General features: G+C 68.6%; 14 protein-coding genes. 12 read left to right on the forward strand and 2 right to left on the reverse strand.

Going from position 1 to position 13,614, the window contains the following annotated elements; translation table 11 throughout:
• Nucleotides 1–53 precede the first annotated feature (53 nt).
• Genes mca through ACXPWS_RS06135 form a run of 4 tightly spaced genes read left to right on the forward strand, consistent with a single transcriptional unit; the run spans nucleotide 54 to nucleotide 3,513 of the window.
• Nucleotides 54–920, forward strand: coding sequence for a mycothiol conjugate amidase Mca (gene mca, locus ACXPWS_RS06120; protein WP_458711591.1), 867 nt, complete (start codon nucleotides 54–56; stop codon nucleotides 918–920).
• Entirely contained in the window at nucleotides 917–1,174 is a 258-nt protein-coding gene (locus tag ACXPWS_RS06125) for a hypothetical protein (RefSeq protein ID WP_458711592.1), read from the forward strand. Before mca ends, ACXPWS_RS06125 begins: the two co-directional genes overlap by 4 nt.
• The gene (locus ACXPWS_RS06130) at nucleotides 1,158–3,128 is read left to right on the forward strand and encodes a thioredoxin domain-containing protein (RefSeq protein WP_458711593.1); all 1,971 of its coding nucleotides are present in this window, start codon (nucleotides 1,158–1,160) and stop codon (nucleotides 3,126–3,128) included. The genes ACXPWS_RS06125 and ACXPWS_RS06130 overlap by 17 nt, the downstream gene beginning before the upstream one ends.
• A 10-nt stretch (nucleotides 3,129–3,138) precedes the next feature.
• The gene (locus ACXPWS_RS06135; RefSeq protein ID WP_458711594.1) at nucleotides 3,139–3,513 is read left to right on the forward strand and encodes a nuclear transport factor 2 family protein; all 375 of its coding nucleotides are present in this window, start codon (nucleotides 3,139–3,141) and stop codon (nucleotides 3,511–3,513) included.
• Here the strand turns inward: ACXPWS_RS06135 and trhA are convergent, their stop codons facing one another.
• On the reverse strand, nucleotides 3,514–4,260 hold the full coding sequence (gene trhA, locus ACXPWS_RS06140; protein ID WP_458713425.1) for a PAQR family membrane homeostasis protein TrhA: 747 nt from the start codon (nucleotides 4,258–4,260) through the stop codon (nucleotides 3,514–3,516).
• Between the two features lie 68 nt (nucleotides 4,261–4,328).
• Between trhA and ACXPWS_RS06145 the strand changes: the two genes are divergently transcribed.
• The 4 genes from ACXPWS_RS06145 (at nucleotide 4,329) to ACXPWS_RS06160 (ending at nucleotide 7,529) form a co-directional block, all read left to right on the forward strand.
• The gene (locus tag ACXPWS_RS06145; RefSeq protein WP_458711595.1) at nucleotides 4,329–5,132 is read left to right on the forward strand and encodes a (2Z,6E)-farnesyl diphosphate synthase; all 804 of its coding nucleotides are present in this window, start codon (nucleotides 4,329–4,331) and stop codon (nucleotides 5,130–5,132) included.
• Between the two features lie 5 nt (nucleotides 5,133–5,137).
• On the forward strand, nucleotides 5,138–6,496 hold the full coding sequence (locus ACXPWS_RS06150; RefSeq protein WP_458711596.1) for a hypothetical protein: 1,359 nt from the start codon (nucleotides 5,138–5,140) through the stop codon (nucleotides 6,494–6,496).
• Between the two features lie 98 nt (nucleotides 6,497–6,594).
• Nucleotides 6,595–7,005 carry a hypothetical protein gene (locus ACXPWS_RS06155; RefSeq protein WP_458711597.1) on the forward strand — a complete coding sequence of 137 codons (411 nt, stop codon included), beginning with the start codon at nucleotides 6,595–6,597 and terminating at the stop codon, nucleotides 7,003–7,005.
• Between the two features lie 95 nt (nucleotides 7,006–7,100).
• Nucleotides 7,101–7,529 carry a hypothetical protein gene (locus ACXPWS_RS06160; RefSeq protein WP_458711598.1) on the forward strand — a complete coding sequence of 143 codons (429 nt, stop codon included), beginning with the start codon at nucleotides 7,101–7,103 and terminating at the stop codon, nucleotides 7,527–7,529.
• Here ACXPWS_RS06160 and coaA read toward each other — a convergent pair.
• Entirely contained in the window at nucleotides 7,501–8,433 is a 933-nt protein-coding gene (coaA, locus tag ACXPWS_RS06165) for a type I pantothenate kinase (protein ID WP_458711599.1), read from the reverse strand. The genes ACXPWS_RS06160 and coaA overlap by 29 nt on opposite strands.
• Nucleotides 8,434–8,463: 30 nt before the next feature.
• Between coaA and ACXPWS_RS06170 the strand changes: the two genes are divergently transcribed.
• From ACXPWS_RS06170 to ACXPWS_RS06185, 4 genes are all read left to right on the forward strand, one after another.
• Nucleotides 8,464–9,675 carry a DUF885 domain-containing protein gene (locus ACXPWS_RS06170; protein ID WP_458711600.1) on the forward strand — a complete coding sequence of 404 codons (1,212 nt, stop codon included), beginning with the start codon at nucleotides 8,464–8,466 and terminating at the stop codon, nucleotides 9,673–9,675.
• A 43-nt stretch (nucleotides 9,676–9,718) separates the two neighbouring features.
• Nucleotides 9,719–11,173 carry a glycine hydroxymethyltransferase gene (locus tag ACXPWS_RS06175; RefSeq protein ID WP_458711601.1) on the forward strand — a complete coding sequence of 485 codons (1,455 nt, stop codon included), beginning with the start codon at nucleotides 9,719–9,721 and terminating at the stop codon, nucleotides 11,171–11,173.
• 65 nt (nucleotides 11,174–11,238) lie between these two features.
• Complete coding sequence (locus tag ACXPWS_RS06180) at nucleotides 11,239–12,072, forward strand: acyl-ACP desaturase (RefSeq protein WP_458711602.1); 834 nt, start codon at nucleotides 11,239–11,241, stop codon at nucleotides 12,070–12,072.
• Nucleotides 12,073–12,272: 200 nt separating this feature from the next.
• Complete coding sequence (locus ACXPWS_RS06185; RefSeq protein ID WP_458711603.1) at nucleotides 12,273–13,586, forward strand: PhoH family protein; 1,314 nt, start codon at nucleotides 12,273–12,275, stop codon at nucleotides 13,584–13,586.
• Nucleotides 13,587–13,614: the final 28 nt, after the last annotated feature.

A 13,614-nucleotide genomic window follows, 5' to 3' on the forward strand; every position in this document is an offset into this window, starting at 1 on the left:
AACTATAGGGCGGTGGGCATGAAGGGACGACCTCCGTCGTTGGATGAGACGAGATGACTGAACTGCGATTGATGGCGATACACGCCCACCCGGATGACGAGTCCAGCAAGGGTGCGGCGACGACCGCGCGCTATGCGGCCGAAGGGGCCCGCGTCATGGTGGTGACGCTGACCGGCGGCGAGCGCGGCGACATCCTCAACCCGGCCATGGACCTGCCCGAGGTGCACGGCCGGATCCACGAGGTGCGCCGCGACGAGATGGCCAAAGCCGCCGAGATCCTCGGCGTCGAGCACCACTGGCTGGGATTCGTCGACTCCGGTCTGCCCGAGGGCGACCCTCTTCCGCCATTGCCCGAGGGCTGTTTCGCCTTGGTGCCGCTGGACGAACCCGTGCAGCGACTGGTCCGGTTGATACGGGAGTTCCGCCCGCACGTGATCACCACCTATGACGAGAACGGCGGCTACCCGCATCCCGACCACATCCGCTGCCACGAGGTCAGCGTCGCCGCCTACGAAGCCGCCGCCGACCACGTCCGCTACCCGGATGCGGGCGAACCGTGGGCGGCGTCCAAGCTGTACTACAACCACGGTTTCCTGCGGAAGCGCATGCAGCTGTTCCAGGACGAGTTCGCGAAGAACGGTCAGGTCGGGCCCTTCGAGAAGTGGCTCAAGGACTGGGACCCCGAACTCGACGTGCTGGACGGCCGGATCACCACCAGCGTGGAGTGCGCCGCCTACTTCGCCCAGCGCGATGATGCGCTGCGGGCACACGCCACCCAGATCGACCCGGCGAGCTTCTTCTTCTCCGTCCCGATGGAGTGGCAGGAACGGTTGTGGCCGACCGAGGAGTTCGAACTCGCACGCTCCCGCGTGCCGGTGCAGTTGCCCGAGACCGACCTGTTCACGGGGATAGGAACATGACCGACACGTTCATCTTGCTCGCCGGCCTGCTGGCCGAAGACGGGCCCCGCGACACCGGACCCGACTTCGGCAAGGCGAGCCCCCTGGGCCTCGTGGTCGTCGTGCTGCTGCTCATCGGCACCTTCGCGTTGGTGTGGTCGATGAACCGGCACCTGAAGAGGCTGCCGGAGTCGTTCGACCCGGAGCATCCCGAGCCCGACCAAGCCATCGACGAGGGCACGACAGGTGAGTTCAAGGATGACCCGAAGGGGTAACACCCTGGGCGGGTCCAGCAGCCCGTACCTGCGCCAGCACGCCGGCAACCCGGTGCACTGGCAGCAGTGGTCACCCGAGGCGCTGGCCGAGGCCGCCGAGCGCGACGTGCCGATCCTGCTGTCCATCGGTTACGCGGCATGTCATTGGTGCCACGTGATGGCGCACGAGTCCTTCGAGGATGCCGATGTCGCCGCCGTCACCAACGCCAACTTCGTCTGCATCAAGGTCGACCGCGAGGAACGGCCCGATCTCGACGCGGTCTACATGAACGCGACCGTCGCGCTGACCGGCCAGGGTGGCTGGCCGATGACCTGCTTCCTCACCCCGGACGGCCGGCCGTTCTTCGCCGGCACGTATTACCCCAAAGAGGCGTTCCTGCAATTACTCTCGGCGGTCGACGAAACCTGGCGGGAGCGCCGCGACGAGGTGGAACACGCGTCCGACGCGATCGCCGGGGACCTGCGCGCGATGGCCGCCGGGCTGGCCGGCGGGCCCGCCCTGGAGGCAGCGCTGTGTGACCGCGCGGTGGCCGCCGTCCTGGCCGACGAGGACACCGTGCACGGCGGCTTCGGGCGGGCACCCAAGTTCCCGCCGTCGGCCCTGCTGGAGGCGCTGCTGCGCCATCATGAGCGCACCGGGTCAGGCCTCGATGTGGTGGAACGCACCTGTCAGGCGATGGCCCGCGGCGGCATCTACGACCAGTTGGCCGGTGGTTTTTCCCGGTACAGCGTCGACAATGCCTGGGTGGTACCGCATTTCGAGAAGATGCTGTACGACAACGCGCTGTTGCTGCGGGTATACGCGCATGTGGCGCGGCGCACCGGTGATGCGTTCGCGCACCGGATCGCCGACGAAACGGCGCGGTTCCTCATCGACGGCCTCGGCGACGGCGCGATGTTCACCTCCTCCCTGGACGCCGACTCCGCCGGGGTGGAGGGTCTCACCTATGTGTGGACGCCCGGTCAGCTGTGCGAGGTTCTCGGCGACGACGACGGAGCTTGGGCCGCTTCGGTATTCGGTGTGACGCAGGCGGGGACATTCGAGCACGGGGCATCGGTGCTGCAACTCCACTCCGACCCCGGCGACCCCGAACGGTTCGCACGGGTGCGCGCCGCGTTGCTGGCCGCGCGGGCCGGGCGGGTCCAGCCCGGTCGCGACGCCAAGGTCGTCACCGCGTGGAACGGGCTGGCCATCACCGCGCTGGCCGAGGCGTCGGTGGCCCTGAATCGGCCCGAATATCTCAGTGCGGCAACCGATTGTGCGCGCGCACTGCTCGACTTGCATGTGGTGGACGGCCGACTGCGCCGGGTCAGCCTCGGCGCAGTGGTCGGGGACAGCGCGGCCATCCTGGAGGATCACGCGGCGCTGGCCACCGGGCTGCTGACCCTGCACCAGCTGACCGGCCGCTGGCTGCCCGAAGCGACCGCACTGCTGGACACCGCCCTTGAGCATTTCGCCGACGCGGACGGGCGCTGGTTCGACACCGCCGATGACGCCGAGTCGCTGGTGCTGCGGCCCGCCGACCCACTCGACGGGGCGACACCGTCGGGCGCGTCGTTGGCCGCCGAGGCGCTGCAGCTGGCGGCGCACCTGACCTCATCGCAACGCTACGGCGGCGCCGCGTCGGCGTCACTGGCGGCCGCGACGCCGATCCTGGACAAGGCGGCCCGCTCCGGCGGGCACTGGCTGGCCGTCGCCGAGGCCGCGGTCCGCGGACCCATCCAGATCGCCGTCGCCTGCGACTCGCAGGCCTCCGAACTGCTCACCGCCGCACGGGCATTGGCGCCCGGCGGTGCCATCGTGGTCGGCGGCCCCGTCGACAGCTCGGAGTTGCTGATCGGTCGCGACCGCATCGCCGGACGCGACGCCGCGTATGTGTGCCGCGGCCGGACATGCGATCTGCCGGTGACGACGGCGCAGGATCTCGCCGCGGCGCTGAGTCGCGCCGTGTAGCGTGCGGCGCATGCCGACTCCCGAGCAGATCACCGCCACCGTCCACCGCTATCTCGAGCTGGTCGCCAACGGCGCAGCCGACGAAGTCGCCGATCTGTACACCTCCGACGCCACCGTGGAGGACCCGGTGGGCGGTGAGGTGCACATCGGCCGGCAAGCGATCCGCGGCTTCTACGCGAACATCGAGAACGTCAAGGGCAAGACCGAGATCCACACCCTGCGTGCGCTCGGCCACGAGGCGGCCTATTACTGGCAGCTCGCGCTGGATTTCGGCAACGGGGCCGCCATGAGCATCGAGATCATCAGTGTGATGACCTTCGACGCCGACGCCAAGATCACCTCGATGAAGGCCTACTGGGGCCCGGAGAACGTCACCAACTCCTGATCAGCCGGAGAAGACCGCGAACCACATCGCGATGTAGTGGCAGATCGCCGCGACCGCGGTGCAGGCGTGGAAGAACTCATGGTGACCGAACGTCGTCGGCCACGGGTTGGGCCACTTCAGCCCATAGAGCACCCCGCCGATGCTGTACAGCGCGCCGCCGACGATCAGCAGCACCACGGCCGCCACCCCGGCGCCGTCCATGATCGGCCCGATGAACCACGCGGCAACCCAGCCGAGCAACAGGTACAGCGGGACGCCCACCCAGGCCGGCGCCGACGGCCAGAACATCTTGAGCAGCACCCCGGCCGCCGCCCCCGCCCAGACGATCCAGAACAGCACCTCGCCCTTCGACGAGGGCAGTGCCAGCAACGCGAACGGCGTGTAGCTGCCCGCGATGAAGATGAAGATCATCGAATGGTCGAGCCGCTTCATCCACTTGCGGGCGTCGGGGGATTTCCACGTCACCCGGTGGTAGGTGCCGCTGACGGTGAACATCGCCACGATGGTGAAGGTGTAAAGCAGGGTGGACAGCCCCGCGCGGGTGCCCTGCAGCGACCACGACACCGACACCAGCGCCGCGCCCGCGATGAACGCGACGATCGCCGAGTAGACGTGAATCCAGCCGCGGGCGCGCGGCTTGCCCAGGAACTGGGCCACCCCGTCGACCACCGCTGCGGGCAGGTCGCCGGGGTCGTCGACGGGAGTTGTGCCGGCCGCTGCGGACCGGTACGGCTTGTTGGTGTGCATCGGTGTCGCCATGTCACCTCCACTGAACTGGCATGGGGGAGCTTGGTCGCCACAGTAGTCTGATTTTCGTGGAGATCATTCCCCCGCGTCTCAAAGAGCCGGCCTATCGGCTGTACGAGATGCGGTTGCGCAACGAGCTGCTCCGGTCGAAATCCGAACTCCCTCGGCATATTGCCGTGTTGTGCGACGGGAATCGGCGCTGGGCACGTGACGCAGGTTACGACGATGTCAGCTACGGCTACCGCAAGGGCGCGGCCAAGATCGCCGAGATGCTGCGCTGGTGCCAGGCCGCGGGCATCGAACTCACCACCGTCTATCTGCTGTCCACCGAGAATCTCGGGCGGGACCCGGAGGAGCTGTCCGCGCTCATCGGGATCATCACCGACGTCGTCGAGGAGATCTGCGCCCCGGCCAACCGCTGGAGTGTGCGCACCGTCGGCGACCTGGAACTGCTCGGCGAAGAACCCGCCCGCCGGCTGCGGGAAGCGGTCGAGGGCACGGCGAGCACAGCGGTCACCGGCGCGGGTTCGTTCCACGTCAACGTTGCCGTCGGGTACGGCGGCCGGCAGGAGATCGTCGACGCCGTGCGCGCGCTGCTCGGCAAGGAACTGGCCAATGGGGCGAGCGCCGAACAGCTGGTCGAGGCCGTCACCGTCGACGCCATCTCGGAGAATCTGTACACCTCCGGGCAACCGGACCCGGATCTGGTCATCCGCACCTCGGGTGAGCAACGTCTCTCCGGATTCTTGTTGTGGCAGAGCGCATATTCGGAGATGTGGTTCACCGAGGCGCACTGGCCGGCCTTCCGCCGGGTCGACTTCCTGCGTGCGTTGCGCGACTACACCCGGCGCCACCGGCGCCACGGCCGCTAACCACCATGGCCGGGCTGTCGGCGGTCGTCTTCGCACTCAGCTGGTGGCTCGGCTTGTATCTGCTCGCCCGGAATCCCGCCAAGCCGGTGCTGGCGCTGGCCGCCGCCGGACTGACCAGCTTCGCGGTCGTCGTCGCGCTGGACGCGGTGCGGGTGGTGGCGTACACGCCGTGGCTCAGCCAGGTCGAGGTGTACCTCGTCGTGCTGCCGGGGGTGTTCTGGTTCGCGGTGCTGCTGGAGTTGTCCCGCCCACCCGACAATCCACCCCGCCGGGCCCGGGAGGTCGCGGTCGTGGTGGCGGTGGCCGTGACGGCGTTCACCGGCGCCGCGCTGGCGGGCAATGTCGACGGACCGCTGCGGGCCGGGCACTGGGTGATGTTCGCGGCCGTGTCGGTGTCCTCGCTGGGGGCGGTGGCGGCGACGGCGTTGCGGCCGGCCCAGCCGATGCCGGTGGTGCGCTTCGTGGTGGTGGCCACCTTGTTCTTCGCGCTCGGCAACGCCATCCTGATCATCCCGCTGGGCCTGGTGCCGAGCTGGCTTGCCTTGGCCTCCACCGGGTTCGACGTGGCGCTGCTCGGGGTGGCCGTCGCGCTGTCCGACGCGTTCGACGAGGGCCAGGCCCTGCGCGCGGACATGCTGCGGTCGTTCGCGGCGACGGCCGTGGTCGCCGTCGCGTTCGGCACCCAGGCGCTGGTCGGGCTCGCCGTGGCGGGCCCGACCGCGCTGACCGCGCTGACCGTGCTTTTGTTCACCAGCGTTGCGGTCGCCGTCACCATCAACGTGCTCGCCGATCCGCTGGCCGGGGTGCTGGACCGGGTGACGTTCTCGCGGTCCCCGGAGCTGCGTGCCGATCGCGCCGCGCTGCGCCGCACCGAGGCGGCGCTGCCGCTGCGGTCGGACAGTCCGCTGGACCGCGTCGACGACGAGACGTTCGTGCGGCTGACCCGCCGCGCGCTGGGCCACTACGGCGACCTGTCCAAGTTGGTGGCCAGCCCGCTCACCGCGCTACCGGCGATCGATGCCAGGCTGGCCGCCCGCGGCGTCCCGGATCAGCCGCTGGAGCGGGCCAACGAACTCAAGGCGCTGCTGGCCGACCGGATCGCCGCACTCAAGCCGCGCGACGCCGGTGACTTCGGCACCAGTGAGCAATGGCGGCACTACAACTCGCTGTACTTCCCGTACGTGGCCGGCGTGCGCGCGTACGCCCAGAACGCCACCGCCTCCGGTCTGGATCCGATCGCGCGGCAGGCCTGGCAATGGCTGGTCACCGAGGTGCCCCAGCGCTCACTGCACAACTGGCAGAACGCGGCCGCCCGCGTCATCGCCGCGGACCTGCGCGGCGGACAGGTGGCGCACACGGGCTGACCTGCGGTTGGCAGCGTCTGGCAGCGACGGGTGCAGACCTGGCAGCGGGTTTCTCGCAGTGTGGGTGATGTCCACCCCTCAACGAAGAGGAGCCCGACATGACCGCCTCCCTCACCCGGCCGGCACTGACCGACAGTTCGGACTCGCTGCTGCGGTTCGTCATGCGCGCCGACGCCACCGGGTGTGGCGGCACCGGTCTGTTGATCGCCTTCGCCGCCGATCCGCTGTCCCGGCTGTCGGGGTTGTCGGCGGCCTCGGAGTGGATCGCCGGCGCGGCCCTGGTGCTCTACGGCGTTGTGCTCTACGTCCTGGCCGCGGCACCCGGGCTGCGCCTCATCGGTACCGGCGTCGTCGTCGCCAACGTGGCCTTCGCGGTGCTGGCGGTGGCCGTACTGGTGGCCGGCGTGCTGCCGCTGACCACCGCGGGCGTGGTGATGACGCTGGCCGTCGTCGCGGCCACCCTCGGCTGCGCGGGACTGCAATACCTCGGAGTGCGCCGGCTGGCGTGACTCCCGCCGGAACCGGTGCGGGGTCGTCCCGCTAGAGGTTGGCGTGATGCCCCCGCACCGGCTTCTCCTCACCCCCCAACAGGAAGGAACGTTCGATGACCACTTTCACCGCCCCCACCACCCACGCCAGGGACGGGCTGCTCCGCTTCGCCATGCGTCTGGACGCAGTGCTGGTGGGAATCACCGGAATCCCGTTCGTCGCAGCCGCCGGCAGGCTGTCCTCGCTGACCGGCGTGCCGGTCGCCGTCGAGTACGGGCTCGGGGTGTTTTTCCTGCTCTACGGCGTCGTCGTGTACCGACTGGCCGGACTGCAGCGAGTGCGCCCCGGCGCCATCGCCACCATCACCGCCAACGCGCTGTTCACCGTCGGGTTCGTCGGTCTGGCCGAAGCCGGTGTCTGGCCGCTGACCACCTGGGGGTACGCGCTGTTGTTCGGTGGTGCGCTGTACACCGCTGTCATCGGAAGCGTGCAGTACGCGGGACTGCGCCGAACCGTCAGAGCTTGCGCAGCCGCAATCGGTTGATGGAATGGTCGGAGTCCTTGCGCAGCACCAGGGTTGCCCGCGGCCGGGTCGGCAGGATGTTGTCGATCAGGTTCGGCCGGTTGATCGAATGCCAGATGTCGCGGGCGGCGAACACCGCCTGCTCATCGGTCAGCGTCGAGTAATGGTGGAAATGCGAGGCCGGGTCGGCGAAGGCGCCGGCCCGCATCGACAGGAACCGGGAGATGTACCAGCCCTCGATGTCCTCGATGCGGGCGTCGACGTACAGCGAGAAATCGAACAGATCCGAAACCATCAGTGCCGGACCGGTCTGCAGCACATTGAGGCCCTCGAGGATGAGGATGTCGGGCTGGCGGATCAGTTGCTGCTCATTGGGCACGATGTCGTAGAGCAGGTGCGAATACACCGGCGCGCCGGCGACTTCGGCCCCGGACTTCACCGCGGTGACGAATCGCATCAGTGACCTGCGGTCGTAGCTCTCCGGAAACCCTTTGCGGTGCATCAGGTTCCGCCGAGCCAGCTCGGAGTTGGGGTAGAGGAAGCCGTCGGTGGTCACCAGGTCCACCCGCGGGTGGTTCTCCCAACGGGCCAGCAGGGCCTTGAGCACGCGGGCCGTGGTCGACTTGCCCACCGCGACACTGCCTGCCACCCCGATGACGAACGGCACCGGGGTGTCGGGGGTCTGCTCGCCGAGGAACTCCGAGGTGGCGGCGAACAGCCGCTGATGGGCGGCGACCTGCAGGTGGATCAGCCGGGCCAGCGGCAGATAGACCTCTTCGACCTCCAGCAGGTCGATCTGCTCGCCGAGGCCGCGCAGCCCGAGCAACTCGGGCTCGGACAGCTCCAGTGGGGTGGCCATGCGCAGTGAGCGCCATTGGGCTCTGTCGAACTCCACATATGGGCTCGGCTCACTCGGCCGCGGCATGCGGTCAGTCTTACATCTACGGTTGTGGTCATGGACGCCGGTACGGATTCAGAGGCCCTGATTCGCGAATATCTGCTTCTCGGTCTGCGCTTCGACCGGGTCGAGGAGGGCTATGTGGACTCCTTCACCGGCGATCCGCACCTGCGCCGTCAGGTGGCCGCCGAGCCCGCACCGGATCCGGCCGACCTGGCCCGGCAGGCGCAGCGGCTGCTGACCCAGGTGCCCGGCAGCGGACTGAACGGGCAGCGCGCGGATTACCTGTCGGCACATCTGCGGGCACTGGCCTGTGCGGGACGGAAGTTCGCCGGGGAGCAGGTCGGGTTCGTCGAGGAGGTGCGCGAGTATTTCGACGTCGACATCGTGAAAGGCGATCCGCAGCGGTACCGCGACGCGCACCGCCTGCTCGACGAGGTCGTCGGCGGCTCCGGGTCGCTGGGCGAACGGATGCATGCCTACCGCAGTGGCGAGGAGATCCCGCCGGCCCGGCTGGAGGAGTGCATCCACGCCTTCTCCTCGGCGTTGCGTGACCGGGTGCGGGCCACCTACCCGCTGCCGGAGGCCGAGACCATCACCTACGAGGTGGTCACCGACAAGCCCTGGTCGGGCTTCAACTACTACCTCGGCGATTACAAGTCCACCGTCGCGGTCAACGCCGACCTCAAGCAGCAGATGTCGAATCTGCCGCGGTTGGTCGCGCACGAGTCCTACCCCGGCCACCACACCGAACACTGCAGGAAGGAGGCCGGCCTGGTGGCCCGCGACGGGCAGGCCGAGCAGACCATCTTTCTGGTCAACACCCCGCAGTGCCTGATGGCCGAGGGGTTGGCCGACCTGGCGCTGTATGCGACCGTCGGCCCGCAATGGGGTCCGTGGGCCGCCGAGATCTACGCCGATCTCGGGCTGCGGTTCGACGGGGAGCGCGCCGCAGCCGTTTCCGAGGCCTCCGCGGCGCTGGCCGATGTGCGCCAGGACGCGGCGCTGATGCTGCACGACGAGCACCGCGACGTCGACGAGGTGGTGGCCTATCTGTCGACGTGGCTACTGACCACCGAGACGCGGGCCCGGCAGATGCTGAAGTTCCTGTCGTCCCCGTTGTGGCGGGCCTACACCAGCACCTACGTCGAGGGATACCGGCTGCTGCGCGGCTGGCTGGACGCCCGCCCGGTCGAGGTGTCGCTGACCGAGCGGTTCGGCCGGCTGCTGGACGAGCCGCTGATCCCGTCCGCCCTGCGGGCGGCCTGACGACCGGGTAATCGGCGTCGTGGTGGGGCGATAAGCTGTGGGCATGACTGCAGATTCGACCGTCAGTGCGCCCGGCGCCGACTACGCCGCCACCGCGAGCGAGGCCTACCGGGCCGCGTTGCAGGTCATCGAGCAGGTCGAACCGCGGGTCGCCGCGGCCACCCGCAAAGAGCTTGCCGATCAACGGGATTCGCTGAAGCTGATCGCCAGCGAGAACTACGCCTCCCCGGCGGTGCTGCTCACCATGGGCACCTGGTTCTCCGACAAGTACGCCGAGGGCACCGTCGGGCACCGCTTCTACGCGGCCTGCCAGAACGTCGACACCGTGGAGGCGCTGGCCGCCGAGCACGCCCGTGAACTGTTCGGCGCGCCCTACGCCTACGCCCAGCCGCATTCGGGTATCGACGCCAACCTGGTCGCGTTCTGGGCCATCCTGGCCACCCGCATCGAGGCGCCCGGCCTGGCCGAACTCGGGGCCAAACACGTCAACGACCTGTCCGAGGCGGACTGGGAGACGCTGCGCAACAAGCTGGGCAACCAGCGCCTGCTGGGCATGTCGCTGGACACCGGTGGGCACCTCACCCACGGTTTCCGGCCCAACATCTCGGGCAAGATGTTCCACCAACGCAGCTACGGCACCGACGCCGAAACCGGCCTGATCGACTACGCCGCCGTCGCCGCCGCCGCCCGCGAGTTCAAGCCGCTGATCCTGGTCGCCGGTTACTCGGCCTACCCGCGCCGGGTGAACTTCGCCAAGATGCGCGAGATCGCCGACGAGGTCGGCGCCACCCTGATGGTCGACATGGCCCACTTCGCCGGATTGGTCGCGGGCAAGGTGTTCACCGGAGACGAGGACCCGGTGCCGCATGCCCACGTCACCACGACCACGACGCACAAATCGCTGCGCGGTCCGCGCGGCGGTCTGGTGCTGGCCACCGAGGAGTACGCACCCGCCGTCGACAAGGGTTGCCCGATGGTGCTCGGCGGACCGCTGAGCCATGTGATGGCGGCCAAGGCGGTGGCGCTGGCCGAGGCGCGTCAGCCGTCGTTCCGCGAGTACGCCCAGCGCATCGCCGACAACGCCAAGGCGCTGGCCGACGGGTTCCTCACCCGCGGGGCGCGGCTGGTCACCGGCGGCACCGACAACCATCTGGTGCTGCTGGACGTCACCTCGTTCGGACTGACCGGGCGGCAGGCCGAATCCGCGCTGCTGGACGCCGGCGTGGTGACCAACCGCAACTCCATCCCCGACGATCCCAACGGCGCCTGGTACACCAGCGGTATCCGGTTCGGCACGCCGGCGCTGACCACCCGCGGGTTCGGCAGTGCGGACTTCGACAAGGTCGCCGAGTTGGTCGTCGAGGTGCTGAAGAACACGTCGGCGGAAGGTTCGTCGAAAGCCAAATACCGACTGGCCGGGGACACCGCCGACCGGGTCAAGGCCGCCTCCGCCGAGTTGCTGGCCGCGAACCCCCTGTACCCGGGGCTGACGCTCTGAGCATGGGTGAACGACACATGTCGGGCAATTTCAAGAAACCTGTGTACGAGGGTTACAGTAACCTCATGGCACAGAAAGAGCCTCCGGTCGCCAATGCGCTGACCCTCGAGTTGGAGCCCGTCGTCGCCGAGAACCTGGCTCGCCATCTGGCGACCGAGGAGCCGTGGTACGGGCACGACTACGTACCGTTCGACCAGGGCGAGAACTTTGCCTTCCTGGGCGGTAAGGACTGGGATCCGTCCCAGGTGACGCTGCCCAAGTCGGTCACCGATGCCTGCGAGATCCTGCTCATCACCAAGGACAACCTCGCCGCGCACCATCGCGAGATCGTCGAGCACTTCATCCTGGACCAGAAGTGGGGCCGCTGGATCGGCCGCTGGACCGCCGAGGAGCACCTGCACGCCATCGTGCTGCGCAACTACCTGGTGGTCACCCGCGAGGTCGATCCCAGCGCCAATGAGGACGTCCGCGTCGAGCACGTGATGAAGGGCTACCGCGCCGACCAGCTGACCCAGATCGAGACGCTGGTCAACCTCGCGTTCTTCGAGCAGTCCAATGCGGTGTTCTGCCGCAATCTGGAAGCCCAGATCACCGAACCCACGCTGAAGGCGCTGTTCGGCAAGATCGCCACCGATGAGGAGCGCCACGCGGTGTTCTTCGGCAACCTGGTCGCCCATGTGGCGCAGACTGCGCGTGCGGAGACGGTGTCGGCCGTCGCGAGCCGGGCGGCCGCACTCGGCGTGGTCGGTAGCGATATCGACGCGTACGGGGACAAGGTCGCCACCGTCGCGGCCGCGGGCATCTTCGACGAGGACGCGCTGCGCACCGTGATCGCCGATCGGATCGGCGGCTGGGGACTCGCCGAGGAACCAGAGTTACGAGAGTTCACCCGCGCGTAACCTGTTGTGCCGGTTGGCGCGGCGCGCCTGCCGCGCGCGGTGTGCGCACCGGGAGTAGCGTCGCAAGGGATGGCTAGCGAATTGCTTTGCTGTCCGGGCGGTACCCGAACGTTTCAACAAGAACGGGACCGGCCCCGGTCCTGGTGCCGCAGCGCCCGCCGAATTGCCTTCGCGGGGCCGCGCGGGCTGAGGAGCGCCTCGTGACTGATTCGCCGATCCGGACTTATGTGCTCGACACTTCCGTGTTGCTGTCCGATCCTTGGGCGTGCACCCGCTTCGCAGAACATGAAGTGGTTGTCCCGCTTGTGGTCATCAGTGAACTGGAAGCCAAACGGCATCATCACGAACTCGGCTGGTTCGCCCGACAAGCGTTGCGGCTGTTCGACGATCTACGCCTGGAACACGGTCGGCTGGATCAACCGATCCCGGTGGGAACCCACGGTGGGCGCCTGCACATCGAGCTCAATCACAGCGATCCGACGGTCCTGCCGGTGGGTTTCCGCACCGACACCAACGACGCCCGGATCTTGACCTGCGCGGCCAACCTGGCCGCCGAGGGGAAGAACGTCACCCTGGTCAGCAAGGACATCCCGCTGCGGGTCAAGGCCGGCGCCGTGGGCTTGACCGCCGACGAGTACCACGCCCAGGACGTGGTGACCTCGGGCTGGACCGGCATGAGCGAGATCGACGTCAGCGCCGAGGATATCGACGCGCTGTTCGCCGACGGTGAGCTCGACCTGGCCAATGCACGAGATCTGCCGTGCCACACCGGCGTTCGACTGCTGGGTGGTAGCTCCTCGGCGCTGGGCCGGGTGAACGCCGACAAACGGGTGCAGCTGGTGCGCGGTGATCGCGAAGTGTTCGGCCTCCGGGGAAGGTCAGCCGAACAGCGCGTCGCCCTCGATCTGCTGCAGGACGAATCGGTCGGCATCGTGTCCCTGGGCGGGAAGGCCGGCACCGGCAAGTCCGCGCTGGCGCTGTGCGCCGGCCTGGAGGCGGTGCTGGAGCGCCGCACCCAGCGCAAGGTCGTGGTCTTCCGTCCGCTGTACGCCGTCGGCGGCCAGGACCTGGGCTATCTGCCCGGCAGCGAGAGCGAGAAGATGGGGCCGTGGGCCCAGGCGGTCTTCGACACCCTGGAAGGCCTGGCCAGCCCGGCGGTACTCGAAGAGGTGCTCAGCCGTGGGATGCTGGAAGTGTTACCGCTTACCCACATTCGCGGCCGTTCGCTGCACGACTCATTCGTCATCGTCGACGAGGCGCAGTCGCTGGAGCGCAATGTGCTGCTGACCGTGCTGTCCCGTCTGGGAGCCGGGTCGCGGGTGGTGCTCACCCACGACGTCGCCCAGCGCGACAACCTGCGGGTGGGCCGGCATGACGGGGTGGCGGCGGTGATCGAGAAGCTCAAGGGGCATCCGCTGTTCGCCCACATCACCCTGATGCGCAGCGAGCGCTCGCCGATCGCCGCGCTGGTCACCGAGATGCTGGAGGAGATCACCCCGGAAGCCCTGCCCTGACCGCAGTGATTTGGGCGCGTTTACCCGC

It is taken from the genome of Mycobacterium sp. BMJ-28, from assembly GCF_054404835.1.